21 protein-coding genes are annotated in these 23,043 nt (G+C 73.5%); 13 read left to right on the forward strand and 8 right to left on the reverse strand.

All coding sequences use genetic code 11. The annotated features are described in order from the left end of the window. Positions 1 to 119: 119 nt before the first annotated feature. The 5 genes from OG310_RS03465 to OG310_RS03485 all read right to left on the reverse strand — a co-directional run bounded on the left by OG310_RS03465 (position 120) and on the right by OG310_RS03485 (position 7,694). Entirely contained in the window at positions 120 to 3,551 is a 3,432-nt protein-coding gene (locus OG310_RS03465; RefSeq protein ID WP_329454389.1) for an adenylate/guanylate cyclase domain-containing protein, read from the reverse strand. Positions 3,552 to 3,586: 35 nt separating this feature from the next. Next, positions 3,587 to 3,817 (reverse strand): aroma-sacti cluster domain-containing protein, encoded by a 231-nt coding sequence (locus tag OG310_RS03470; RefSeq protein ID WP_329454390.1) that lies wholly within the window; start codon positions 3,815 to 3,817, stop codon positions 3,587 to 3,589. After that, complete coding sequence (locus OG310_RS03475; RefSeq protein ID WP_329454391.1) at positions 3,814 to 4,545, reverse strand: iron-containing redox enzyme family protein; 732 nt, start codon at positions 4,543 to 4,545, stop codon at positions 3,814 to 3,816. Before OG310_RS03475 ends, OG310_RS03470 begins: the two co-directional genes overlap by 4 nt. Further along, positions 4,542 to 5,639 carry a radical SAM protein gene (locus tag OG310_RS03480; RefSeq protein ID WP_329454392.1) on the reverse strand — a complete coding sequence of 366 codons (1,098 nt, stop codon included), beginning with the start codon at positions 5,637 to 5,639 and terminating at the stop codon, positions 4,542 to 4,544. Before OG310_RS03480 ends, OG310_RS03475 begins: the two co-directional genes overlap by 4 nt. 111 nt (positions 5,640 to 5,750) lie before the next feature. Further along, the gene (locus tag OG310_RS03485; RefSeq protein ID WP_329454393.1) at positions 5,751 to 7,694 is read right to left on the reverse strand and encodes an AfsR/SARP family transcriptional regulator; all 1,944 of its coding nucleotides are present in this window, start codon (positions 7,692 to 7,694) and stop codon (positions 5,751 to 5,753) included. A 265-nt stretch (positions 7,695 to 7,959) separates the two neighbouring features. On the opposite strand from OG310_RS03485, the gene OG310_RS03490 reads away from it, so the two are divergent. The 11 genes from OG310_RS03490 (at position 7,960) to OG310_RS03540 (ending at position 16,655) form a co-directional block, all read left to right on the forward strand. Next, a complete protein-coding gene (locus tag OG310_RS03490; RefSeq protein ID WP_329454394.1) occupies positions 7,960 to 8,130 on the forward strand; it encodes a hypothetical protein in 171 nt (56 codons plus the stop codon). Positions 8,131 to 8,313: 183 nt separating this feature from the next. Then, positions 8,314 to 8,502, forward strand: coding sequence for a hypothetical protein (locus tag OG310_RS03495; protein ID WP_329454395.1), 189 nt, complete (start codon positions 8,314 to 8,316; stop codon positions 8,500 to 8,502). A 173-nt stretch (positions 8,503 to 8,675) separates the two neighbouring features. Then, positions 8,676 to 8,840 (forward strand): hypothetical protein, encoded by a 165-nt coding sequence (locus OG310_RS03500; RefSeq protein ID WP_329454396.1) that lies wholly within the window; start codon positions 8,676 to 8,678, stop codon positions 8,838 to 8,840. Between the two features lie 170 nt (positions 8,841 to 9,010). After that, entirely contained in the window at positions 9,011 to 9,181 is a 171-nt protein-coding gene (locus OG310_RS03505) for a hypothetical protein (protein ID WP_329454397.1), read from the forward strand. Between the two features lie 110 nt (positions 9,182 to 9,291). Beyond that, entirely contained in the window at positions 9,292 to 9,474 is a 183-nt protein-coding gene (locus OG310_RS03510; RefSeq protein ID WP_329454398.1) for a hypothetical protein, read from the forward strand. Positions 9,475 to 9,653: 179 nt separating this feature from the next. Continuing rightward, positions 9,654 to 12,293, forward strand: coding sequence for a class III lanthionine synthetase LanKC (gene lanKC / locus OG310_RS03515; RefSeq protein ID WP_329454399.1), 2,640 nt, complete (start codon positions 9,654 to 9,656; stop codon positions 12,291 to 12,293). Between the two features lie 7 nt (positions 12,294 to 12,300). After that, positions 12,301 to 13,635: an MFS transporter gene (locus OG310_RS03520; RefSeq protein WP_329454400.1), complete on the forward strand. Its 1,335-nt coding sequence runs from the start codon at positions 12,301 to 12,303 to the stop codon at positions 13,633 to 13,635. A 123-nt stretch (positions 13,636 to 13,758) separates the two neighbouring features. Beyond that, a complete protein-coding gene (locus OG310_RS03525; protein ID WP_329454401.1) occupies positions 13,759 to 13,929 on the forward strand; it encodes a hypothetical protein in 171 nt (56 codons plus the stop codon). A 375-nt stretch (positions 13,930 to 14,304) separates the two neighbouring features. Continuing rightward, positions 14,305 to 14,796 carry a helix-turn-helix domain-containing protein gene (locus OG310_RS03530; protein WP_329454402.1) on the forward strand — a complete coding sequence of 164 codons (492 nt, stop codon included), beginning with the start codon at positions 14,305 to 14,307 and terminating at the stop codon, positions 14,794 to 14,796. 58 nt (positions 14,797 to 14,854) lie between these two features. Beyond that, positions 14,855 to 15,403, forward strand: coding sequence for a ParH-like protein (locus OG310_RS03535; RefSeq protein ID WP_329454403.1), 549 nt, complete (start codon positions 14,855 to 14,857; stop codon positions 15,401 to 15,403). Beyond that, positions 15,396 to 16,655, forward strand: a complete 1,260-nt coding sequence (locus OG310_RS03540) for an MAB_1171c family putative transporter (RefSeq protein ID WP_329454404.1) — start codon at positions 15,396 to 15,398, stop codon at positions 16,653 to 16,655. Before OG310_RS03535 ends, OG310_RS03540 begins: the two co-directional genes overlap by 8 nt. Before the next feature lie 63 nt (positions 16,656 to 16,718). Here OG310_RS03540 and OG310_RS03545 read toward each other — a convergent pair whose 3' ends face one another. Both OG310_RS03545 and OG310_RS03550 read right to left on the reverse strand, forming a co-directional pair. Beyond that, entirely contained in the window at positions 16,719 to 18,890 is a 2,172-nt protein-coding gene (locus tag OG310_RS03545; protein WP_329454405.1) for a putative bifunctional diguanylate cyclase/phosphodiesterase, read from the reverse strand. Then, positions 18,887 to 19,699 (reverse strand): SAM-dependent methyltransferase, encoded by an 813-nt coding sequence (locus tag OG310_RS03550; RefSeq protein ID WP_329454406.1) that lies wholly within the window; start codon positions 19,697 to 19,699, stop codon positions 18,887 to 18,889. The genes OG310_RS03545 and OG310_RS03550 overlap by 4 nt, the downstream gene beginning before the upstream one ends. A 1,092-nt stretch (positions 19,700 to 20,791) precedes the next feature. On the opposite strand from OG310_RS03550, the gene OG310_RS03555 reads away from it, so the two are divergent. Both OG310_RS03555 and OG310_RS03560 read left to right on the forward strand, forming a co-directional pair. After that, the gene (locus OG310_RS03555) at positions 20,792 to 21,568 is read left to right on the forward strand and encodes a bestrophin-like domain (RefSeq protein WP_329454407.1); all 777 of its coding nucleotides are present in this window, start codon (positions 20,792 to 20,794) and stop codon (positions 21,566 to 21,568) included. A gap of 211 nt (positions 21,569 to 21,779) precedes the next feature. Beyond that, complete coding sequence (locus tag OG310_RS03560) at positions 21,780 to 22,295, forward strand: hypothetical protein (RefSeq protein WP_329454408.1); 516 nt, start codon at positions 21,780 to 21,782, stop codon at positions 22,293 to 22,295. A 117-nt stretch (positions 22,296 to 22,412) separates the two neighbouring features. Here OG310_RS03560 and OG310_RS03565 read toward each other — a convergent pair whose 3' ends face one another. After that, on the reverse strand, positions 22,413 to 22,895 hold the full coding sequence (locus tag OG310_RS03565) for a hypothetical protein (protein WP_329454409.1): 483 nt from the start codon (positions 22,893 to 22,895) through the stop codon (positions 22,413 to 22,415). Positions 22,896 to 23,043 lie beyond the last annotated feature (148 nt).

A 23,043-nucleotide genomic window follows, 5' to 3' on the forward strand; every position in this document is an offset into this window, starting at 1 on the left:
CGGAGCGGGGCCGCGAAACGCCCCCGTCCCCGTGCGCCGCGGTGTCGCCGCGGGCGGCGGTCAAGCCCGTCCGGGACCGGCCGGCACCCCCGCGGTCCCGGTCCTCGCCAGGGGCGCGGTCAGCCAGGTTTCGCGTGCTGAAGCGGCGGACTCCCGGCTTCCAGGGCCGCGTGCATCTCCGCGGCCCGCCGGGCACCCGGCAGATGCCCCTTGGCGGTGAAGCACCGCTGCGCCCGCAGGGCCGCCTCGCCGGCCCCCGCACGCCGCCCCGAGCTCCGCAGCACCTCGGCCTGGTCCAGCAGCGCGACGGCCCGCACGACGGTGGAGTCGGTACGCGCGGCGGTGAGCACCGCGCGGTCGGCCAGGGCGGTGGCTTCGCCGGGCTCGCCCCGGGCCGCCGCGATCCTGGCCAGCAGGCCGTCGAGGTCCGCGGCCTCGGAAGGGGCCGGGGTGGTGGGCGCGGAGCCGGACACCGGTCGATCCGGCGGGGGCAGTCGCAGGGCGGCCTCCTCGAACCGGCCCTCGTCCACGAGCAGCCGTGCCGTGTCCCTCGCGACCGCCCCGAGCAGCCCTTCGGCCTTGAGCCGGCGCCCCGAGTCCGCCGCCTCCTCCAGCAGGGCCAGGGCCCGGCCCGTGTCGCCCGCCAGCGCCGCGACGGCCGCGGAGAACAGCGGAAGCACCACGGCGCCCTCGGCGTAGCCGAGTTCGCCGGCCAGCCGCCGGGCGTCGGCCAGCGCGGTGTCCGCCTCCTCCCAGTGCTCCTGGAGTGCGAGCAGCACCGCGAGGGGGCAACTCAGCGTCAGCCGGGCCGTGGGCCGCCGCTCCCCGTGCTCCCGCAGCAGCAGCCGGGCGCGCGAGACCGCGTCGGGGACCGGCTCGGGCCCCCGCCACAGCGAGATCCCGATCGCGCCGAGTGCCAGCGCCCGTTCGGGCTCGGCCCCTGATCGCGTGGCGTGTTCCAGGGCCCGCGTGAGCAGGACGTCGGCCGCGCCGTGCCTGCCGTGCAGTTGCCTGTCCTGGGCGATGCGGATGCACGCCCTCGCCTGTCCCAGGTCGTCCCCGGCCCGTTCGAACACCGGCAGGGTCCGCGACGCGGCGCTCCCGGCGCTGCTCCCGTCCGGCGCGGCGGAGGCCGCCGCGAGTTCGAGGAGGGCGTGCGCGGCCTCCACCCGGCTCCCCGCGTCCGCCGCGGTGGGGCCCCCGCCGGTCCCGCCCCCGGACGCCGAGCGCACCGGTGACGGGGTGGGCCCGCCCGGCACGGGAGGGGTCGCCGCCAGGACCGCGAGGAGGAGGGAGCGCCCCTCGTCCACCTGGCCTGTCGCCAGTCGTACGCCACCGAGGCGGCGCGCCGCGGCGACCCACTCGTCATCGGTCGGTGAGGTCAGCTCGACCGCGCGGCCGAGCAGGACCCCGGCCCAGGAAAGGTCGGACCTGGCAAGGGCCTGTGATCCGCCGCGGATCAGCAACCGGGCCGCACCGAGCCGGAGTTCGTGGGTCCGCGCGTCCAGCAGGCCCAGTTCCGCCCGGTAACGGTAGGCGTGCTCCAGGTGGCCCGCCACCATCGCGTCGGCCTCGGCCGGCCCCGCTCCCCGGACTGGTGGGGCCTCGGACAGCCGCGCCTCGGCCAGTCGGGCGGCCCGCTCGTGCCGTTCGGCGCGGGCCCGCTTGGCCATGGACTGGTAGGTGACCTCGTGGACCAGCCCACTGCTGAAGCGCAGCCCCGGCGTTCCCGGCGCCTGCCGCTCCGTCACCCGGACGAGCCGGTGCCGCCGCAGGCGGGCGAGTGCGCTGTCGATCGGCCCGCGACTCCCGCCGGAGCCCTGCCCCGCGGGAGTGTGGAGCGCGCCGCCGGGGGCGCCTTCACGGTCCTCCGCCGCGAGCGCGGCGACGTCGTCCGCTCCGAACTCGCGTCCCACCACCGATGCCAGGTCCAGTACGGCCCGCTCGGCTCGTCCGAGCCCGCCGATCCTCGCCCCCAGCAGGGCCTGCAGGCTGGTCGGCAGGGCGCCCGCCCCGTCGAGGCGGTAGCCGGACTCCGGCTGCCCGAGTGCGGTGAGCAGCTGCTCCAGGTAGAACGGATTGCCGCCGGCTGCCTCCAGGACGTGTACCGACACGGCGGACCCCAGCCCGTCCGCGCCGCCGTCCGCCCCGATGCCCGTGCCGCCCGTGCCCGTGCCGGCCCCGGTCAGCGCCCCGGCGAGCGCCTCCGCCTCCGCCGGAGTCAGGCCGGGCAGGGTCAGCGCCGACGGCCGCAGGCGTCCCTGCCCCCAGCCGGGACGCCGATCGTGCAGGTCAGGGCGCGCCATGCAGACGAACAGGACAGCCTGGGAGGTCAGTTCGCCGGCCAGCGTCTCCAACACGTCGAGCAGGAGTTCGCTCGCCCACTGGCAGTCGTCCACGACCAGCACCACCGGCCGCCTGCGGGCCACTACCGTGAGCAGACCGACAACGGCCGCGCAGGTGTCGTCCAGCGACGGGTTCGGCGTGCCGTCCTCCAGCAGTCCCGCCGCGAGCACGTCCAGCGACCTGGCCGCCTCGGTCCGGTCCGCGGTGGCCCCGGCCTCGGCGGGCCCCGGGTCGTGGTCCGCCGTCAGCTCCCCGCACACCGACGACAGCAACTGCCGGAGCGCGTCGGCGAGCGGCGCCAGGCTGCCGTGTTCCCCGTACGGGCGGCAGCGGCCCGAGCCCTGGGCGAACGAGTCCCCGTCCGCCTTGTGCCATTCGTGAATGAGCCGTGTCTTGCCCATCCCGGCCTCGCCGTAGAGGGTCAGCAGGTTCGCCCCCCGCCTGACGGGGACCACGGTGGACATGAACGCCTCGCGAAGCCAGGCGAGTTCGGCGGTCCGCCCGACGAAGGGGACATCGAATCGGCGGCCCGCCGCCGGGTCCGCCTCGACGACGCCCAGCAGCCGGTGGGCCGTGACGGGCTCCTCCTTGCCCTTCAGCCCCAGCGGGCCGACGGATTCGGTGCGGACCGCGGCGCCCGCGGCGCGCCGCGTCTCGGGACCTATCAGCACTTCACCCGTGGCGGATGCCTGTTCGAGCCGCGCGGCGATGTTGACCGTCTCGCCGGACACCAGGGCCTGCCGGGTCGACACGTCCGTACTCGTCACGGCGGGGCCGGTGTTGACACCGATCCGGACGCCGAGGCGGATGCCGAGCGAGGGGTGCAGTTCCCTCTCGTTGAGCCGCTCCACCGCGTCGAGCATGGCCAGGGCCGCGGCGCTCGCCCGCGCCGCGTCGTCCTCGTGCGTGACCGGGACGCCGAACACGGCCATCACCGCGTCGCCGATGAACTTCTCGACGGTGCCGCCGAACTCCTCCAGGCACTCCCGCATCAGGTCGAAGTACCGGAGCACCACCGTGCGCAGCGTCTCCGGATCGAGGACGCCGGACAGTGCCGTCGATCCCACCAGGTCGCAGAAGACCACGGTCACGACCTTGCGCTCCTCCACCGGCGCGACCGCGGACTCCACGGGGACCGCGGAGCCGCAGGCCGGGCAGAAGCGCGCGTTCGGCGGCAGTTCTCCGTCGCAGGGTGCGCACCGCATGGCTTTGTCCTTTCCCCGGAACGCCCGGAGAGGTCTCAGAAGAGCGCCCCGCCGGCGATCTCGCTGTGCGCTTGCACTTCGGGGCCGACCTCGTCGAGGCGTGCCTTGATGTCGAGGACCAGCTCCAACTCCTGCGAGCTCAACTCGCCCAGCACCTGGCGCTGTTCGTCGGTGAGGCCGTCGACGCCGAAGCCGTGCGACGCCAGGATGTCCAGTGTCTGTTCGCCGCGGGAGTCACCGGCGGCCCGTGTCGTGTTCTCGCTCATGACGTACTGGTCCCTCCTCTTGCAGGGTTCTCGTCCACGCAGGCCGCGCGGTCGATTCGGGCGAACAGGTCCAGCAGGCCGGACACGGTGTGCAGGGCGCTCGTGGTGAGCGCGTTCACCAGCACCGGGCCGATCGGCAGGGTGTCGACGAGGGCGAACAGGTCCGCCGTGTGGTCCGTGTCCAGCTCGGCGTGCTCGCGCACGGTGCGCAGCGCGGCCCGGGGGACCCCGGCCGCCTCGGCGATCCGCTCCGCCAGCCAGGGCGCGGGCGCGCAGCTCTCCAGCACGGCGATGTATCCGAGCAGCGCGACCGGGTGGTGGTGCTCGATCCAGTAGTACTGGGTCCCCACGAACCGGGCTACCTCGGGCGGCGGTTGCCGCGCGCGCACCGCCGCCGGGTCCCCGCCGAGCGCCGCGATGTCGCCGAGCAGCCACTCGTCGTGACCGCGCTCCTCCTCGACGTGCTCACGCAGGTAGGCGGCGAGCGGCGCCCCCACCGCGTCGGTGGCGCCGAGCGCGGTGGAGCGCTCCGCGGCCCGTTCCATCAGCGGTACCGAGGCCCGGATCACCGCGTGCATCACCGGCAGGTACACCGCGTACCGCCTGCCGAGTCCGTCCGGCCGCCACAGCCACCCGGTCGCGGCCCGCACCGCCGGCTCGGTCAGGGCGAGGCGGGCCCGCAGCGCCGTCCCGGCCGTCACCGGCGCACGGGTGCCCGGGGTGCTCATCGCGGCGGCCCGGGGAGAGCGACCAGATCCGCGTACGGCGCGCAACCGTGCCGACGCACGAGCGCGACCGGGCCCGCCTCGGTCTGCGCCCTGGCCGCCTGTCCGTCGAGCAGCTCACCGAGCGGTCCCGACGCGAACGAGGCTGCGGCGTCGAGGACTTCGGGATGATCGCCGAGAGTGCGGCAGCCCGCGCAGTACCCGGGCGGGGCGGCTCCTTCCGGGGCGGTGGCGAACCGGGCCCTGAGGTGGGCGGGGCCCACGGTCCTGATCATGCGCAGCGCCGGCGAGGAGAGCGCCCGCGCGCGCACCGACGACCAGGTGTCCCGGGTCACATGACCGAGCGTCAGGTGTTCCGGCGACGGCCTGCGGTCCACCACGTGCTGGTTGCAGCACGCCAGGACCGTGCCGTCGGCCGCCACGACGGGCCAGGCCGCCATGGAGCACGGCAGTGCGCGCCACGGGTCCGGGTCGACGGCGCGCGCGGTGGCCCAGGACGCCGCGCGGCCCACCTGACGCAGGGAGTTGACGAGCATCGGCACCCGGTCGTCGAAGGTGCGCCGGATGTCGGAGGTGACGTCGGCCAGGTAGGGGTCGTCGGGCCCGGATCCGACGAGGTGGAAGCTGACGGCCCCGCCCGCGTCCTGCACCCCTCGGATCAGCCGGAACACGGCACGGCGGCTGATCTCCCGCTCGTGGAAGGCGTCCAGGCTGACCGAGAAGTGGTCGACTGCGGCGATCGCGCGGGCGATCCGTGGCGGGAGGCCCACGCGCCGCCCGCCGTCGTCCCGCACGGCGAAGTAGGCCCCGGTCAAAAGGACGCTCCGGGTCGCCACCGCCCGTGCCGTATCGGCCAGTTCGGTCACCAGGTCCGGCCGCAGCAGCGGTTCGCCGCCGGTCATCATCAGCACCTCGGGGCGGTTCTCCGCGCTGAACGAGTCGACGAAGCGCACGAGTTGTCGCGCGTCCGGCTCTCCTGCCGCCATGGTGGCCGCGGTCGAGCAGTGCGCGCAGTGCAGCGGGCAGCGTCCGGTGACGGTGAGCAGCAGCCCCGCGCCGGGTACCGGACGGAGCGTCATCAGCTCGGCGAGTTCCATCGCGTGCTCCCTCCTGGTCCTCCACAGTCTTGGCTCGTGCGGTTCGGCACGGGGAGAGGAGCGGTTCGGAACTGGTAAATCCGCAGGCGGGTGCAGTCCTGGCGGGAACTCTCAGGCCGTGGCGCGCACCGCGGGGGCCGGCTGCCCGACCGCACACTGACGCGCGTACACCCGGCTCAGGCACGGCAGTTCGTACTGGGCCGCGTGCGCGGTGACCTCGCTGTCGGGAGCGAGCAGCGCGCCCGCGTCCAGGAGCGCCTCCAGCTTCCGTAACGCGTCATCCTGGGCGCAGTTGAGTACGGCCGCGGCCTGCCGCAGGCTGAAGCCACCGGCCGGCAGGCCCCCGAGCAGGCAGAGAGACGCCCGATCGGCCGCGGACAGGTCGTGCCAGCCACTCGCCAGCCTCGATCGCACATCCATGTCGCCGGCCACCAGTTCGTCCAGGACGATCCGGCCGTCGGCCAGCCGTTCCGCGTATTCGGCGAGCGGCAGATGCCGTCGTACGGCGAGTTTGAGTCCGCTCACCCGTACCGCGAGCGGGAGGCCGCCCGTGGCGCGGGTGATGCGCTCAGCGGCCTCGGGGCAGTTGTCGAGACGGTCCCGCCCCACGATGGCACGCAGCAGGGCCAGGCTCTCGGCGGTGGCGAACGGCCCGGTCTCCTGGCGATGCGCGGAGACCAGCCCCACCAGCCGGGTGCGCGCCGTGACCAGTACGGCGCTGGCGCCGCGGTCCGGCACCAGCGGGCGGATGCCCGCCTCTTCCCTCGCGTCGTCCAGGACGAGCAGCACCTTGCGCGGCCCGAGCCAGGCCCGCCACGCGGCAGCGGCCTCGTCGAGGTCGCCGGACGCGGCGAGGGCCCCGGCCGCCGGGCCGCCCCAGGGGCCGCCCCCGTCGTCCGCCTCCCCCGCGCCGGCGCCGGCGCCGGCGCCGGACAGGCCCGTGCGCCGCGTGAGTTCGGCGAGCACCGACGCACCGGACCTGGGGCGCCCGGCTTCGTCGCGCATCCGGATCAGGACCCGGCCGTCGGGGAAGCGGTCGCCGAGCCGGTGGGCCGTGTGCACGGCAAGCGCGGTCTTGCCCGAGCCCACGGGTCCGCTGACGACGGCGAGCCGGCCCTCGCCCGGCCCCGTGCCCTCGGCGCCGGACTCCAAGAAGGCCGTCAGCGCGCGCCGTTGCTCTCCCCGTCCGGTGAAGTCCGGGAGGTCCTGCGGCAGCAGGGTGCCGAGCGTGCCGTCGGACCATCGGCCTCCCGCGCCGCGACGGGCCGCGAACGGCCCCCCGACGTCGCGCGGACCGCCGTCCAGCATCGACCGGTACAGCGTTTCGAGCGCGGGGCTCGGCTGCAGCCCGTACTCGGCCGCGAGGAGCCGTCGCAGTCCCTCGTACCCGGCGAGTGCCTCGGTCTGCCGCCCCTGGGCGAACAGCGCGTTCATCTGAGCTGCCCGCAACCGCTCCCGCTCCGGGTGCCGTTCGACCAGCTCCCCGACGGTGTCGGCCACTTCATTGGTGTGGCCGAGCCGGAGTTCGGCCTCGGCCCAGTCCTCGTAGACCCGCAGAACACGGTCGTCGAGGCGTTCCGCCTCCATCCGGACCGCGGGAGAGAAGCGCAGGTCGTGCAGGGACAGGCCGCGGCGCAGGCCCAGCGCTTCCCGCAGCAGGCGGGAGGCGGCGCCGATCGCGCCCTGGGCCACGGCTTCACGGGCCGCCCGGGACAGCGACCGCAGGCGCTCGGCGTCCAGTTCCCCGGGCTCCACCCGCAGGCGGTACCCGCCCGTCCCGTGCGCCAGCCGGTCGCACCCACCGCCCGCCGCCAGGACCTTGCGGAGCGCGGACACGTAGACCTGGATGTTCTTGCGCGCGGTACGCGGCGGGTCGCTCTCCCACAGCGTGTCGATCAGCAGGTCCGAGGAGACGGGGGTGTTGGGGCGGCACAGCAGCATCGCCAGGACCAGCCGCTGTTTGAGCGGTCCGAGGGGCAGCGGTCCGTCCGCGGTGTCCGCCGAGAGGGGGCCCAGGACGGTGAACTTCAGGTGATCGTGCGGTGATTCAGCCATGTCGGTATGTCACCTTTCCCACTGCCGGACCCCGACGCGACGGAGCAGCTGAGATGAATGGCGCTCGGCGAATGACTTATATCAGACGAGACGCGACGCGGGAACGCCTCAACGGATCGGCGTCCGGGTCGAGTTGGGGAAACCCCCCGCTGGCTGCGGTGATACCGACCGCATACCGCGCGCAGACCGGTTCCGAATCCGCCGCTCCTAGCTTCTGTGGTGTTCGCAGCCCCACTCGTGGATCCACTGATCGAAGGAGAAGACCATGGCTGACGCCGTCGAGCCCACCACCGAGGACAACGAGGCCGGCAACGAGGTCGAGGCGCACGCCGCGACCCCGCTGGAGCTGCAGGAGATGGGCCTGAGCCAGCCCGACAAGGGTACCGACGGCCTCGTCGCCGGCAACAGCTCGGTCAGCGCCGCCGTCTGCGCCTGAGCCGACAGCTTGTGACGTGCCCGCCGCCGGTGGTGCCGCCCCGTGGCGCACCACCGGCGGCGCGCCGCTCCCCGGACACCTCCCGCGCCATGGGCCCGGGAGGGGAGCACGGACGCTCCGCTCGGCTGGAACCGGGTGGGCATCATCAGCTCCTTTTTCCCCTCTCACCCGCAGGAGACGGACATGACCGATCCGGCGAAGCCCACCGACCCCGACAGCACTCCCGATGTCGCCTCATCCGGGGAGGAGTTCGAGGTCCAGGCGCACGCCGCGGCCCCTCTCGGCCTCCAGGAGCTGGACGTCAGGGGCCCCGACCAGGACTCCCTCCTGGTGGTGACCAGCAGCGCGACCAGTGTCGCCATGTGCTCGTGAGCCACCGGAACGGCTCCGGCCCACGCGCGCGAAGTGACCGCCGCTCGCTCGCGCCGTCAGTGATCATGTGCCGCGCGCGGGCCGGAGTCCGATCCCACCCCGGTGCCTTCCTGCGGGGTTCGGGGTTCTCGTCCGACCCGTGACCCGTGACCCGACGAACCCAGGAGCACTCCATGGCGGACTCGACCGAAGCCACCACCGAGGACATCGAGCCCGGCCAGGAGGTCGAGGCGCACTCCGCGAAGCCCCTCGGCCTCCAGGAAATGGGCGTCCGGGCCCCCGGCCAGGACTCCCTCCTCGTGGCGACCAGCACGACCAGCGTCATCTCGTGCGAATGACCCGGCGGGATCGACGGCGCCCGCCCGGCCGGCGGCGGGGGTCGCGGCACACCGCCGCAACCGGCACCGATCCCGATCGCCGTCCGTGTGCCGACCGGCACCCGGCCCGCCATGCCGGGCCATCGCGGCGCCCAGCTCGCCCACCGCACCCACCGCGGAAGGAGAAGGCCGTGGCTAACTCCGTCGACGCCGGCGAGGCCGACGAATCCCACGAGGACGGCAACGAGGTCGAGGCGCACGCCGCGACCCCCGTCGAACTCCAGGAAATGGGCGTACGCGACCCCCGCAATGGGGCCGACGGTGTCATCGGTTCCAGCATCGTCAGCCTCGCGGCCTGCTGAGCCGATCAGGACCGGCCCGCATCCGCCCGTGGCACCGCCCGGGCGCACCACCGGCGGCCCGCCGCCTCCCTGCGCACCCACCTCCCTCCCACCCCGACCGAAGGACGGACATGAGCGATCCCACGAAGCCCGACGACACGGATGCCACAAGCGAACTGACGGAGAGTGAGGACGAGTTCGAGGTCGAGGCGCACTCGGCTGCGCCGCTCGGCCTCCAGGAACTGGGCATCAAGAGCCCCGAGCCGGAGAATCCCGTGGTCGGCGTGAGTCTGAGCAGCATGATCCTCTGCTAGCGATCCCGGCGAGCAGTCCCTCTGCCTGCCTGTGGCGACGCGCGCCCGACCGGCCGCCCCGGCCCGGCCCTTCCTCTGAGCGTGGAGGAGAGGGGCGACCCCGCCGGGGAGCACCTGCCGACCCGCTGACACGCGCCCTGCCACCCGTAGTCGCACTCGAACCCACCGTGGAGAGGTCCATGATCCCGTTCCCGTTCGTCGTCGCGGACAAAGAGTTCTACGCACCGTTGGAAACAGCCCGCGACCGCGGCGAGGTCTACCGGCCCGGCCACGTGCCGGACGGCTGGAGCGAGACCGGGTCCGGCGTCTGGACCATGTGGCACCGGGGCAGGCAACTGCGCGGTGTCGAGGACGGATGGAAGGTGCACGTGTCGGCGCGGCCCGGCCGCCTGCCGCACGTCCTCGACACCGTCGCGGCCGTCTGCTTCGAGCAGGACGTCGCGTTCAAGCACCTGTCATGCCACTTGTTCTACTGGTGGACGCACCACAAGCAGGCGGCCCGTGCACAGAACGGCAAGTTCATCGCCGCCTACCCGACGAGTGTCACCGCCGCCCGCGACCTGATGGAGCGGCTGCGCGAGGCACTCGCCGACGAGGACGGCCCGTACATCCTCACCGACCGGCGCTACCGCGACTCGCGCACCGTGCACTACCGGTACGGGGCCTTCGCGCCGCGCGAGCGGGTCAACGCCGACGGCACCCACACCCTGCTGGTGCGGGGCGCGGGCGGCGCTCTGGAGGAGGACCGGCGCGGTGTGTCCTTCCACCTCCCGGCCGGCGTGTCCGATCCCTTCGCCGAGAGGCGCCCGGCCGCCGAGGAGGCCCCGCCGGGCACTGCGGCCCAGTCCGCGCCGATCTCCTTCCACGGCTTCGAGTTCGAGGAGGCGCTGCAGTTCACCAACGGCGGCGGCGCGTACGTGGGCCGCGAGACGTCGACCGGACGACGGGTCTTCATCAAGGAGGCCCGCGCCTACGCGGGTGTGTCCGAGGGCGTCGCCTGCGCACCGGACACACTGCGCACCGAACACGCGACGCTGGTGGCGCTGCACGAGGCCGCGCCGGGTCTGGGGCCCGAGCCGCTCGCCTACTTCCGCGAGTGGGAACACGACTTCCTCGTCACCGAGTTCATCGAGGGCAGCACGCTCTCCCGCTGGATGGTCGCCCACCAGACCATGCTCGGAACGGGCCGCGAACCCCACGAGTTCAGGGAGTACCACGCACGGTGCGAGAAGGTACTCGGCCGGATCGAGGCCGCCTTGGAGCGCCTGCACACCGCGGGCTACGCCTTCGTGGACGTCAGCCCCGGCAACGTACTCGTCTCCGAGGACGACGGTGTCCGCCTGATCGATTTCGAGGGCGCCCAGCTGATCGGCACCAAGGAGTTCAGGACCATCGGCACCCCGGGCTACATGCCTCCCCCGGAACTCGCCGGGGACGACCCGCTCGTCCACGACGCGTACGGTTTCGCCGGTCTCGCGCTGCTGCTGGTCGGCCCCTTCCACCAGGTGGCGCAGCGCAACCCCGACACGCTCGCGCACCTGCACGGCGAGCTCGTCGAACGTGCCCCGCTGCCGGACTCGTTGTGGCGCACCGCCACCCGGTTCCACCAGCCGAGGCCCGCACCGGAGGGGGTCGCACCGATCCCGACCCCGCAGGAGGTCGCCGCCGACCCGCTGCGCCACCTCGCCGAGTTGCGCGACCGGACCGCCGACGCCCTCGTCGCCATGGCCGACCCGGACCACCCCGACCGGGTGTTCCCCACCATCGCCGAGGGCTACCACACCAACACCCTGTGCCTGGCGTACGGCACGGCGGGGGTCGTGCACGCTCTGGGCCGCGCGGGCCGCCCGCTGCCGCCGGGAGTGCTGGAGCGGCTGCGCGGCGACGCGCTGCGCGCCGTGGACAAACTGCCGCCGGGTCTCTACGCGGGCACGGCGGGCATCGCCGAAGTGCTCGCCGGACGCGGCCTGCTGGAGGAGGCGGGCGACCTGCTCGCGGCCGCCGACCGGCATCCCCTCATCACGTCGGGCGCGTCCGTGACGCTCTTCGGCGGCACCTGCGGCGTCGCGCTGGCCCACCTGGGCATGTACGGCCGCACCCGGGACGAGCGGCACGTGGACCGGGCCCTGGAACTGGCGGCGGCCCTGCCCGAGGACGCCGACCTCACGCCGCACGTCGGCGCCGACGACGCCACCGGCCTGCTCCACGGCCGCACCGGCATCGCCCTGCTGCTCCAGCAGCTCGCCGCGGTGACGGGCTCCACGCACCACCTGGACCGGGGGGTCCGCCTGCTGCACGCCGAGCTCGACCGCGCCACCGACCCCCGTCCCGACTCCCCCGGCCTCGCCTTCCCGATCTCCACCACGGACACCCGCAGCCTGCCCTACCTCTACTGCGGCTCGGCCTCGGTCGCGCACGCGGTCTCCCGCTACGTGCTGTGCGTGCAGGACGACCGGCTGCGCGCCGCGCTGCCGCGCTTGCTGGCCCCGATGCGCACGACGTACACGGTCATGCAGGGGCTCTACCAGGGCCTGTCGGGACTCGGTTTCGTGCTCGCCGAGCACGGGGAGCTCTTCGCGGACGAGCGGAGCCGGGCGGACGCGTTCCGCGCGGCCCGCGGGCTGTTCAAGTTCGCTGTCCCGCATCCGACCGGGATCCGCTTCCTCGGCGACCAGTTGATGCGGTTCAGCGCCGACCTGTGGAGCGGGTCCGCCGGGGTCCTGGTGTTCCTGTCCCAGCTGCTCGACCCGAAGCCGGACGCCCTGTTCACCGTGGACGCGCTCGCGGGCTCGCGGGCCCCGCTCGCCGGGGCGCGGTGAGGACCCTGTGAGCAGCGAGGACACCGGCACGGGGCGCGTCGACGCCGCGCCCGGTCCCCAGCCCCGGTCACAACCACCCGCCGAGGACACCGGCCGGCGTCGCGATGTCAGTCTCTACTGGTGCGGCCAGACCGCTTCCGCCTTCGGGTCGGTCTTCACCGCGATCGCGCTGCCCGTCGTGGCCGTCGTGCAACTGCACGCCTCCCCCGGCGCCATCGGCCTGATCAGCGCCGCCACCACCGCGCCCGTCCTGCTCCTCGGCTTCCCGGCCGGGGCGTTCGCCGACCGCATCGCGCGTCCTCGGCGCGCACTGGTGCTGCTCGACCTGCTGTGCGCCGTGGCCATCGGCACCGTCGCCCTCGGTCTGGCCAGTCATGTGATCACCCTCCTGTGGCTGGTCCTGCTGTGCCTGTTCATGGGTGCCACCTCCACCGTCTCCACGTCCGTCTACTTCCTGCACCTGCGCCAACTCGTCGGCGCCGACGGCATCGGCGGCGCCCGGGCCCGCTTGCAGGCCGGCCAGTACGGCGCCGCACTCGTCGGGCGGCTGCTCGCCGGACCCGCCACGGCGCTGCTCGGCGCGGCCGCTGCTCTGAGCATCGACGTGGGAAGTTACGCGCTCAGCGCCGTGGCGCTGCTGTCGATGCGCTCGCTCGACCTCGTGCCGCGCGAACCGGGGACCTCGGCGCTGGCGACGCTGCGCGGCGCGCTGGCCGGAATGCGCCTGTTCACCGGGGACGCCTTCCACCGCGCGCTCGGCCTGTTCGTACTCGTCCCGGCCGGCACCATGGCCGGCGTGACCGCGCTCACCGGCCCCTTCCTGCTGCGCGACATCCGGCTGCCCACCGCCGCCTACGGTCTGGTCTTCGCCCTGTCCGGGCTGATGGGCCTGGCCGGGTCGGCCGCCGCGGTCCGGCTGCTGCGACCGGAGCGCGATCCGCGGCGCCTGATGCTGGCCGCGTTCACCGCCGCGGTGATGTGCAGCCTCCTGCTCCCGCTGGCCACGGGTCCGCTGCCGCTGGCCGCGTTCTGCGCCTCGCTGGGCATCGGCCTGCCGATCTTCTTCGGCTCCATCGCCAATGTGGCCCTCAGCTCCGTACTGGTCACCGACATGGCGGAGGAGGTGCTGGGCCGCAGCATGGCGGCGCTCCAGGTGTGCACCGCCGCGTCGGCACTGGTCGGCTCGCTGGGATGCGGGCTGCTCGGCGATCTGCTGGGGGTCCGCGACACCCTGTGGATCACCGCTGTGATCGCGCTGGTCAGCATGGCGGTCACCCTGCCCGCGGCCTTGCGCGCGATCCAGCGCGGTGCGGAGGCGGAGGCCGAGCCCGCGCGTACCTGATCCGCCGCGGGAGTGCACCCCGCGCGTACCTGATCCGCCGCGGGGCCGGCCGCCGCACGGCCCGGCACCCGCGCACCACATCCACATCCGCATCCACATCCGGGCAATCCGAAGGAGACACCGATGAACGACGTCCTCAGGCTCCAGTCGCTGGGCGGGTCCGACGACGAGGGGAGCGTCCCGTTGCAGCCGGTCAGCGTGGCCGGCAGCACCCTCAGCCTCGTCTGCGACTGGGGCTGCGTCTGGGGCAGCGCCCTGCGCCTGGCCCAGGAACCGCAGGTCAGTCCCGTCTAGCCGGTCCGCGCACCGCCGGGGGACGGAGCGCAGGGCGTCCCACCCGGGCCGGGCCGCGGCGGCGACAGGGGGCCGCCCCGCGCTCGCGGAGGGCGACGCCACGACAGGTCGCCCTCCGCGAGGGCGGCCCGGGCCCCGTGGTCGGCGGCCTTCCGCGGGCGCGGCCCGGGCCCGGCCTCGCAAGGTGGTGAGGGCGCACCCGGCGCCGCCGTCGGCGGCCGGCTCGCACGGGCGACACACCGCACCGTACGGCCCCCCCCCGCACGGCCGTCCCGCACAGGAGATACGGACCGTTCCCGTCCCGGCCCGCACCCGCTAAGGTGAGGCACGGCAGGGCGCGGCTCCACACGAGTTGACGGCCGGGGGAGGCAGACGATGAACGAGCCCGAACGCGGCGTGTCCGCGTCGCCACCCGGTAGCGCGCTTTCCGCCCCGCCCGCCCACGCCCCGGCGTCCCCGCCGACACTGTCGGACCGGATCGACGCCCTGTTCCGGATCGTCCGGCGCCCCAGCCGCGAGCAGTACAGTCACGAAGAGGTCGCCCGCGCGTGCCGTGAGGCCACCGGCGAGACCTTCTCCGCCACCTACCTGTGGCAACTGCGCACCGGCCGCCGCGACAACCCGACGAAACGGCATCTCGAAGCCCTGGCCCAGTTCTTCGACGTGCCCGTCGCCTACTTCTTCGATGACGAGCAGGGCGCCGGCATCGCCCGGGAGCTGGAACTCCTCGGCGCCCTGCGCGACGCGAGCGTCCGCAGTGTGGCGCTGCGCGCCGTCAATCTCTCGCCCGAGGGCGTGGGCACGATCAGCGACATGATCGACGTGATCGCCCGGCGGGAGCAAGGAGCTCAGGGCGTCGAGCCCTGACACGACCGGACTCCTCGGTGAAATCTCGCGAGTGCGGCCGGCGGAGAGGGGATGGCGTGTGAGAAGGGATCGCAGCTTAGGGCTGTGGCATCGATGTCAACGGACGGTCGACGAACTCGACCTGCCGAACCCGTTCGACGCCACCGTCCTCATCGGCACACTCGCAGGCGCCCGCGGCCGGCCCATCGAACTGATACCGGTCGCGTCCCGGCCAGGGACCCCCTGCGGCGTGCTGGTCACCACCCACCGCACCGACTACATCCTGTACGCGGGGGACACCACGGCACTGCACCAGCAGCACATCGTGCTGCACGAGGCGGCGCACATCATCTGTGGCCACCACGAGTCGGCGCCCGCGGTGGCGGCCGCCGCGCAGACACTGCTGCCGCACCTGCCCGCGTCCTTGGTCCAACGCGTCCTCGGCCGCACGGTGTACGCCGAACCGCAGGAGCAGGAGGCCGAGTTGGTCGCCTCACTGATCCTCACCCGGGCCACCCGCCTCGCCAGGACCTCCGCCGCCCCGGCGCCGGCCGACCTCCAGGAATCCCGGGTCCAGCGGCTGTTCGGCGCCCCCGGCCGCCGGAGCGAGGGCCGTTCCCGTGGTTGACCTCGCCTCGCTCTTCGCGGCATGCCTCTTCCTCGCCTTCAGCGTCCACCGGCTGGCGATCACGCGCAGGGCGCGGACCGACCCCGCGCAGCGCTACCTCGCCGGCTTCGGGCTGTGCCTCGGCGCGGCGATGCTGGTCTACTCCCCCGTCGTCACCCGGCTACCGGCGTGGAGCGGCACTTTCGCCAGGCTGGACATCGTGGCCACCGACGACCTCCGGATGGCCACCTTCTTCTTCCTCCGCCTGGTCGCCCTCGCCCTGACAGCGCCCGCCACCGCGTCGTCGGGGAGCCGGTGGCGGCGCCTTGGCCCCGGCGCCGTCGTCATCACCGTGTCGACGTGCCTGTACTTCACCGCACACGTCACCACGCACGACGGGCGGGCGTCGGTACCCGACGGCCGCAGATGGGCGCTCGCGTCGCACAATGCGCTCTTCGCGCTCTACGGGACCTGGTGCCTGGCCCTGCTGGTGCGCGGACTGATCCGGCACATGCGGCGGATCGAACCGGGCCCGCTGCGTACGGGGCTGCGCCTGATGGCCCTCGCCGTGCTGATGGGCATGGTGTGGACGCTGTGGACCCTGGACGACGTGGTCGACAACCTCACCCTCGGCCTGCAGGAGACCGGCGAGGACCAGCCCTCCGCGATGCTCGGTTCACTCACCGCGGTCCTTGCCACCACCGGAGCCACCGCGACCCTGTGGGGCGGGCGGATCGGCGCACCCGTGCGGTGGCTGCGCGCGTATCGGCGCTACCGGGCGCTGGAACCCCTGTGGAGGGCCCTGCACGCGCAACTCCCCCAGATCGCCCTCGACCCGTCGGCGGCCGACCGGGGACCCGGCCCGCGGCACGCCGAGTTCGCGCTGTACCGGCGGGTCATCGAGATTCGCGACGGACTCCTCGCGCTGCGGCCCTACTTCGACCGGGCCGTCCCCGCCCGGACCGGGGAGCCGCAGGACCGCGCGCCGGAACAGGGGCCCGTGCAGGAAGCCGCCTGCATCGCGGCGGCCCTGGACAACCTGCGGGCGGGACGACGGCAGGACGACGGCCCCACCGACCGCCTTCCGCCGAGCCGGAGTCCCGGCGTGCCGGGGACCCTGGAGGCCGAGACGGCCTGGCTGCTCCAGGTGACCGCGGCACTCACCACCTCGTACGCCGTCCCGCGCCGGCGCCCTCCGGCACCCGCAACCCCGCGTCTCGCGCGGCTGTTGACGACCCATCACGCCTCGCGCCCCCCTGCCGGAGGGGGCTGAAACCGCCGGGGGGACCACGCCCCCGGGCCCTCTCCCGCCACCCCGGCCCCGGACTGAGGGGCCCTACACGGCATCCATCAGCGACAGGTCGTGCAGCCGCTCCGGCGGGCCGGGCCTCGCGTAGTACCAGCCCTGGGCGGTGTCGCAGCCGAGGCGGCGCAGGTGGTCGGCCTGCGCGCCGGTCTCCACGCCCTCCACCGTGACCATCAGGTCCAGGCTGTGGGCGAGCGAGACGATGCCCTCCACGATCTTGAGGTCGACCGGGTCGGCCGGATGCTGCTGCATGCCCTGCGTGAACGAACGATCCAGCTTGAGCACGCCGACCGGCAGTCTGCGCAGGTTGGCGAGGTTGGAGTAGCCCGTCCCGAAATCGTCCAGCGCGATGTGCACGCCCATCTCGGCCAACTGGCGCAGGGGTTTGAGCAGGTCCTCGTCGGCCCCGATCAGCGCCGACTCGGTCACCTCCAGGCACAGCGCGCCCGGCGGCAGCCCGACCCGGTCCAGCACGTCCACCGTTTCGGCGACCAGACCCGGATGGTGCAGCTGTGCGGGCGAGAGGTTCACGTTGACCCGCAGCGGGCGGTCCTGCTCCTCCGGGGGCCGCGCGTCGAGCCACATCTTCGCCTGGCGGGCGGACTGTTCGAGCACCCAGCGGCCGAGCGGGACGATCAGGCCGGTCCGTTCGGCGAGCGGGATGAACCGGTCGGGCCCGAGCACGCCGTGCTGCGGATGCGCCCAGCGCACCAGTGCCTCCGCGCCGTGCACCGAGGCGTCACCGAGGTGCACGAGCGGCTGGTACTCGATGAAGAACTCGCCGCGCTCCAGTGCGGCGGGCAGCGCCGTCGTCAGGCTGTGCCGGGTGATGGCCCGCTCGTCGGACTCCGGGTCGGCCGTCTCGTAGCGGTTGCCGCCCGCCGCCTTCGCCCGGTACATGGTGATGTCGGCACTGCGGAGCACTTCGGCTGCGGTGTGTTCCGCGGCCGTGCCCTCCACGATGCCGATGCTCCCACGGACCGTGAACTCCCGTCCCTCCAGCCGGATCGGGGTGGCGAGCACGCCCAGCATGCGGGAGGCGAGGTCGACCGCCTCGGTACGGGTGCCGGGGCCCGTGGTCAGGGCCACGAACTCGTCGCCGCCGAGGCGGGCCACCATCTCGCCCGGCGCGGTGGCACAGCTCTGGAGCCGGTCCGCGACCTCCACGAGGAGCCGGTCGCCGGAGGAGTGACCCAGGCTGTCGTTGATGGCCTTGAAGCCGTCGAGGTCCAGGTAGCACAGCCCGAACCTGGCGCCCTCGCCCGCCGCGAGCGTCTTGTCGAGACGTTCGAAGAACAGCGTGCGGTTGGGCAGGCCGGTGAGCGCGTCGTGGGTCGCCTCGTAGCGCAGCCGCAGGTTGAGCAGCCGCCGCTCGGTGGTGTCCTCCATCAGCGCCAGCTGGTACTGCGGCGCTCCCTCGCCGTCCCGCAGCAGGGACACGGTGAGGTTGGTCCACAGCACGGTTCCGTCGCCCCGGTAGAAGGGCTTCTCGATGCTGAAGTGCTCGCGCTCACCGCGCACCAGCTCGCCGTGCATCCGCCAGACCTGCGGTTTGTCCTCGGGGTGCACCCACTCGTTGACGTTGCGGCTGCGCACGTGGTGCTCCAGGCCGCCGAACATCTTGGTGAGCGTGTCGTTGACCTCCAGGACCGTGCCGTCGAGATCCGCGATGCAGATGCCGATGGCCGCGCCCTCGAAGACCGCGAGGAAGCGGGCCTCGGTGGCGCGCAGCGCCTCCTCGGCGTCGGAGCGCGCGCTGAGCGCCGAGCGGGCGATGGCCTCCTGCTCGGCGAGGGTGCGTTCGCGCAGCGCCTGGGCGAAACCGCCGGCGAGCGCGTGCTGGAGCCTGGCGCAGCGGGCCCGGTTCTCGTCGCCCGCGAGTTCCTCGGTTCCGCAGTAGAGCACCAGGTAGGACTCGATGACGCCGAGGGTGCGGGCGAGCGCCTCCGGGTCGGTGCAGTGCGCGTCCACGAGTGCGGCGCCGATCCGCTGCGCGGGCACGGTGTCGAACGGGCGGGCGCGCAAGGCCTCGTTGAGTTCACGGGCGAGCGGCAGCAGGTGCGTCTCGAACTCGGGGCGCGTCAGTGACGTCGCCGAGGACGGGAAGACCGCGCGGCTCCAGATGGTCGCGAAGCGCCGGAGTCTGTCCTCCAGCGCGTCCTGGTCGTCGTGGGTGCCCGACGGGGGCGAGGGGACCGTCACGCCTTGCGCCCCACACCGGAGAAGGCCGACGAGGCGTATGGATCTGCCTGCGCGGGCGGGACCTCGGGACGCCACTGCGCCAGGGTGACGAGGCCCGGGTCGACCAGTTCGAACCCGTCGAAGAACCGCGAGGTCTCCTCGCGCGAGCGCAGCACGATGGGACTGCGGATGTCCCGGTAGACGTCCACGGCGGCCTGCGTGCGCTCGCGGGGCACGGGAACACCCTCGTAGCCGGCGTGCGAGAGGATCAGCAGGCTGCCGGGCGCGAGGGCGTCCCGCAGTTCCGCGACGGCGCGATACGGCTCGTCGCTGTCTTCGAGGAAGTGCAGGACGGCGACCAGCAGGAGCGCCACCGGCCGCTTCAGGTCGAGCAGTTGGGCGACCTGGGGGGCGTCGAGGACCTCGGCCGGCCTGCGCAGGTCGGCGGTGGCGACACCCGCGCCGGGCACGCCGTCCAGTACCGCCCTGCTGTGCGTGACCGCGACGGGATCATGATCGACATAGACCACCCGCGTATCGGGAGCGACCTCGCGCGCCACTTCGTGCACATTCCCGTACGTCGGAATTCCTGAGCCGACGTCCAGGAACTGCCGCACGCCCTCGGCCAGCGCGTATTTCACGGCACGGCGCATGAATGCCCGGTTGGCTTTCATGATCGCCGGGAGCCCCGGCATGAACTCCATCGCCCTGCGAGCGGCGTGCCGGTCTACCTCGAAATTGTGCGAACCGCCCAGGTAGTAGTCGTACATGCGGGAAACGCTCGGCACCGATATGTCGATGCCCTGCGGGGCCCACGCGGGACGTTCCATCGAGGTCTCCAACGAGTGTCGCCACAAGTCATGGCCGGGTGCCCGGCCGGGCGTTCGAGCAGAGGCTACTGACCGGGCGCCGGAACGGCGAGTCCGGGCAGGGATCCGCGATCCGCCCGCGGTCGTACGACTTGGGCACGCGCCCCTCCCCCGTCCGGTCCGTGGCTGACGGTGATCCGGTCATGACCGTACGCGTCCGCGACCATACCGACCACGTGTCCCACCCCCGCAGGACCGGTACTTCGCGACGCACTCAGTGAACTCACGGAGCATACAAGCGCGTTGCCTGGTTCGGCGGATCGGGTGGCGGCCGCAAACCCGCCGGCGCCGAATCCCGGTCCGCCAAATCCCCCTATCCGGGGGAATCCTGACGCCTTTCGGCGTGGCAACGCAATTCACGGTCCAAGCTCTCCGCCGTGTACGGAACCCACGCGGGGCGGCTCCTGGCGGCCTGCGCCCTCGTCTGGCTGTCCGCCGCCGGGCTGTCCACGCCGGCCGCCGCGGACAGTTGCGCCTATGCCTCCATCGGGCCCGACGGCATCTGGGCGGTCGCGGTGGCCGGCGGCCACGGCTGCCGCCCCTGCCCGCCCCAGTCGCCGACCCCGCCACCACCGCCACCGACCCCACCGCCTCCACCCACGACGCCACCTCCGCCTCCGCCTCCCCCGCCACCACCGCACACCCCCACGCCTCCGCCCCCTCCACCACCACCCCGGGTCACACCGAAGCCGCCACCGCCGGTACGGCACACCCCGCGGCCCCGCCCCGCACCGAGGACACCGCCCCCGGTGCTGCGGGCTCCCGCGCCGCCACCACCCGCCCCGCCCCGCCCCACGCCGAAACCCTCCCGTCCGCGGCCCACGCCGTCGGCCCGGCCGAGCCCTTCACCCGTAGCGCTGCCCCACTACCGCAGGACCGTGCGCAAACAGCCCGTGGGTCACACGTCGCCCGTACTGATGATGCTCGTCATCACCGCACCCGCCGTGCTGGCCGTGGCCGTACTGCGCCCGCGCTCCCGGTGAGATCCCCGGTAGCTCCCGAAACTTCCCGATCCGCCGCATCCGCTGTATCAGCTGCACATCCGGAGACTTCATGACGGAATGGTTTGTCCTCACCATCGCGATGGCCGCCGCCGTCGCCGTCGTCCTCTCGATCGTCGTCGTCAACCACCGCTGGGTACGGCGCCGGCTCGGTGACGACGACGACCCGACCGAGACGCCCGACGTCCTCGACTACATGGTGATGATGATCGGCGTGATCTACGCGATCGTGCTGGGTCTCGCGATCGCCGGCGTCTGGGAGGGGCGCAGCTCGGCCCAGGACAACGTGCGGCAGGAAGCCCAGACCCTCCACGAGATCAGCGAACGCGTGCAGGTCTACCCGCCCGCTGTCCGCGACCGCATCCGCGACGACGTCGACACGTACGTCTCGTACGTGGTCCACACCGAGTGGCCGCACATGGCGGAGCACGAGGCACTCAGCCCGCGCGGTACCCAGCTGTTCTCGAAGCTGCGCACCGACGCCTCCTCCTACGCGCCCCGCACCGATCTGGAGGGGCAGGTCTACCAGCCGCTGATGGACGACATCGCGGCGGCCGACGACGCGCGCGGGGCGCGGGGGCAGAACGCGGGGGCCACCATGCCGGGCGTGGTCTGGTTCGGCCTGATCGCGGGCGCCGTGGTCACCGTGGGCCTGATCTTCCTGCTCCAGATCAGACGCTCCGTGCGCGAGCTGCTCCTCGCGGGCCTCTTCAGTGTGCTGGTCGCGTTCCTGCTGTTCCTGATCTGGGACTTCGACGCACCCTACGGACGGGGGATCTCCGCCACGGCGGGGCCGTTCCTCGATCTCTTCCCCGGCATCACGAAGTGACCTGGCGCCCCGACAGGTACCCCCAGGCGCCCTGACGGGCCGTCCGCCCACGGCACGCGTGTCCGCCGCACGGGGGACACGCGTGCCCCATTCGTCCGCCAGCGATCGCGGCTGTGGTACGGCGCTCCTAGCGTCGAAGTCATCGAGGTGCATCTCCCACGACCAGCGGAAACCGTTCCGCAGGCTGCCCCTCGGGACTCGGAGGACCGCCATGCGCACCATACGTGCCGCTGCCGCAGCCGCCCTGACGGTGGCCGCCGTCGCCCTGACCGCTCCCACCGCCGGCGCGACACCCGCAGGCGGCGGCGTCACACCGTTCGGCTTCTCGGTGAGCCCCTCGACCATCGCGCCGGGAGGCCAGGTGAGACTGTCCGTGACCGACTGCGGCTCCACCGCGACGGCGTCCTCCGCGGTCTTCGACACGACGACGATCCCCCGTGGCCGCAGCGCCGTGGCCACCGTCGACCGGGACGCCCGGCGGGGCGCCGTCTACCGGGTGACCTTCACCTGTGACGGCCGCTCAGGGACGACCACCCTGACCATCGCGGGCAGCTCCTCCCGCCCGGGGCAGAACGACCCGGTCCCCGGCGGGGTGCGCGGTGGCCTCGGCGGCAGCGTGGGAGGTTCGAACACCGCCGAGATCGCGGCCGGCGCGGCACTCGCCCTCGCGGCGGCGGCCGGCACCGTCCACGCGGCCCGCAGGCGTACGGCGGACCGGCGCCACTGACGCCCGTTCCCACCGTACGCACGCCCGTCGCCCCGAGTCCCTGTGGAGGACTCGGGGCGGCGGGCTTTCCCGTCCCCGCCGCCCGGCCGGGCGGCCGGTCCGTGCGGCGGGGGCGGATCAGAACGCGCCGAGGGTACGGCGACGGCGCGCGACGAAGGCGGTGCCGCCGACAGCCGCGGTCGTGACGAGCCCCGCGCCGACCGTCATCTCGGTCGAGCTCGGGCCGACGGACCCGCCGAGGCCACCGAGAGCGCCCCGGCCGGCCACCACGTTGAACTGCCGGGTCGCGACGCGGTTGTTGTCGTCGCACCGCACCGCCAGGTTGTAGGTGCCGGGCGTCGCCCTGTCGAAGATCCGCGCCGTGGCCCTGGAGGACCCCGACCGCTCCGCCGAGAGCCGGGTCCTCGGGAAGGCGTTGGACGTGGCCCAGCCGCCCCGGGGGCAGCCGTCGACGGTGATCCGCAGCGAGCCGCCCTGGTGCACCGTGTAGGGGCTGACCTGGACGTTGACCGGACCGCCCGTGGCACTGGCCAGCGGTGCGGAGAACGCCATCGCGGCACAGGCGGTCGCGGTCACCGCGAGAACGCGTGAAGCACGCATCGTTGAACCTCCATGGAAGACGCCCCGGAGCGGCTCCCCGGGATGATCGAGGCGAACGCCTTCCATGACGAACCCTCACTGGACGCTCACATCGGTGCATTTCGGCACCCGGTCCGGATCCGGTCCGACACGCCGTCAGGGACCCGGC

The sequence above is a fragment of the Streptomyces sp. NBC_01497 genome, from assembly GCF_036250695.1.
GTDB lineage: Bacteria > Actinomycetota > Actinomycetes > Streptomycetales > Streptomycetaceae > Streptomyces.

Coding starts and splice junctions, on each gene's coding strand:
- OG310_RS03465 (WP_329454389.1), bottom strand. CDS start 3,551: ATGCGGTGCGCACCCTGCGACGGAGAACTGCCGCCGAACGCGCGCTTC.
- OG310_RS03470 (WP_329454390.1), bottom strand. CDS start 3,817: ATGAGCGAGAACACGACACGGGCCGCCGGTGACTCCCGCGGCGAACAG.
- OG310_RS03475 (WP_329454391.1), bottom strand. CDS start 4,545: ATGAGCACCCCGGGCACCCGTGCGCCGGTGACGGCCGGGACGGCGCTG.
- OG310_RS03480 (WP_329454392.1), bottom strand. CDS start 5,639: ATGGAACTCGCCGAGCTGATGACGCTCCGTCCGGTACCCGGCGCGGGG.
- OG310_RS03485 (WP_329454393.1), bottom strand. CDS start 7,694: ATGGCTGAATCACCGCACGATCACCTGAAGTTCACCGTCCTGGGCCCC.
- OG310_RS03490 (WP_329454394.1), top strand. CDS start 7,960: ATGGCTGACGCCGTCGAGCCCACCACCGAGGACAACGAGGCCGGCAAC.
- OG310_RS03495 (WP_329454395.1), top strand. CDS start 8,314: ATGACCGATCCGGCGAAGCCCACCGACCCCGACAGCACTCCCGATGTC.
- OG310_RS03500 (WP_329454396.1), top strand. CDS start 8,676: ATGGCGGACTCGACCGAAGCCACCACCGAGGACATCGAGCCCGGCCAG.
- OG310_RS03510 (WP_329454398.1), top strand. CDS start 9,292: ATGAGCGATCCCACGAAGCCCGACGACACGGATGCCACAAGCGAACTG.
- lanKC (WP_329454399.1), top strand. CDS start 9,654: ATGATCCCGTTCCCGTTCGTCGTCGCGGACAAAGAGTTCTACGCACCG.
- OG310_RS03525 (WP_329454401.1), top strand. CDS start 13,759: ATGAACGACGTCCTCAGGCTCCAGTCGCTGGGCGGGTCCGACGACGAG.
- OG310_RS03530 (WP_329454402.1), top strand. CDS start 14,305: ATGAACGAGCCCGAACGCGGCGTGTCCGCGTCGCCACCCGGTAGCGCG.
- OG310_RS03550 (WP_329454406.1), bottom strand. CDS start 19,699: ATGGAACGTCCCGCGTGGGCCCCGCAGGGCATCGACATATCGGTGCCG.
- OG310_RS03555 (WP_329454407.1), top strand. CDS start 20,792: ATGACGGAATGGTTTGTCCTCACCATCGCGATGGCCGCCGCCGTCGCC.
- OG310_RS03560 (WP_329454408.1), top strand. CDS start 21,780: ATGCGCACCATACGTGCCGCTGCCGCAGCCGCCCTGACGGTGGCCGCC.
- OG310_RS03565 (WP_329454409.1), bottom strand. CDS start 22,895: ATGCGTGCTTCACGCGTTCTCGCGGTGACCGCGACCGCCTGTGCCGCG.